Source organism: Streptomyces bobili, from assembly GCF_002154575.1.
In the GTDB taxonomy this organism is placed as follows: domain Bacteria; phylum Actinomycetota; class Actinomycetes; order Streptomycetales; family Streptomycetaceae; genus Streptomyces; species Streptomyces bobili.
In genome coordinates this window covers 1-1,113 of record NZ_MUBA01000773.1, presented here as the reverse complement: position 1 = coordinate 1,113, position 1,113 = coordinate 1, and the positions used below count along the sequence as shown (strand labels likewise).

General features: G+C 77.6%; 1 pseudogene. It reads right to left on the bottom strand.

Annotated features, from left to right (window positions below):
• A pseudogene (locus tag BZL64_RS37475) lies at window positions 1–871 on the bottom strand (ricin-type beta-trefoil lectin domain protein); the annotation flags it as partial.
• Window positions 872–1,113: the final 242 nt, after the last annotated feature.

The window sequence follows — 1,113 nt, the reverse complement described above, 5'->3', positions numbered from 1 at the left end:
ACGGGCCGGCCGCAGCCTCGGCGCGAGGCCCCGGCCGGCCCGTGCCATCGGCCTCGTCGCCTCGGACGTACGCCGTTCCGCCCCACGGCAGCAGTCCCTCCGCGAGCGCGCCGCGCGGGGTGTCGCGCAGCGCGCACTGCTCCTCGTAGGCGGTGGCGCAGCACGTGCAGTGCGCGCGGTGCGCCTCCAGGTCGGGACTGCGGCGCGGGGCGTCCGGCCGTACGGACTCCTCGATCAGGCGGCGGAAGTCGCCGCAGTCCGGATCGTCGGAGGCGGCGAGCCGCAGCCGCAGGGCCGCCTGGGCCAGGGAGTGCAGGGCGGGGGCGGTCCCGTAGGTGACGTCCACGGGGGTGAGTCCGAGCAGCGCCGCCGTCCGGTCGGCGGGTTCGCGCTCGACGACGCCGTACCAGATCAGGCCCTGGGCGCGGGAGGGCAGCGAGCGGAAGGCGGTGAGCAGGGGCGGGACGGGACCGCCCGGTGCGCCCGTGTTGAGGACGAGGAGCAGGCCCGCGTCCAGGCCGCCCGCCCGGTCGTCCCGTGCCCACTCGGCGGCGGTCCGCGCGGCCAGCAGCAGGAGCTGGTGCCGCCAGGGGCCGCCGGGGTCGTTGCCGCGGGCGGTCTCGCGGGCGGCGAGGGTGAACGCCTGGGCGGCGAGCTGGCGCGCGCCCGGTTCGCTGGTGGTGCACAGGCGGGCGTAGGCCAGGACGGCGGCATGGTGGCGGGCCCGCAGGGTGCGCAGCGCCGGGTAGGCGGTGGCGGGGGAGGCGCGCAGCAGGTCGGTCAGCCGGGCGTCGGGGCCGCCGGTACCGGGATCGGCGTCCGGGGGCTCGGCGTCGTCGCCGCTCCAGCCGTTCCCGCCGCCACGGACCATGGGTCTCCTCCTCGCCGTCTGCTGACGTACTGGTCAGTCTGAGGTGAGGGTGACCCTAGTGCGGTGAGTGGTCTCCTGTGGAGGCTTCCGACGGAGGGAACCGGGCTTCGCGGCGGAGTAAACGGTTTCCCCGTCACAGGTGCCGCCGGAGCGACGGTCGGAGTGCCGCCAGAGGTGCCGCCGGCGCCGGAGCCGGCCACCCGCGAGGCCCGGCGGCAAGGCCGCGCCCGGGGGCGGCATCC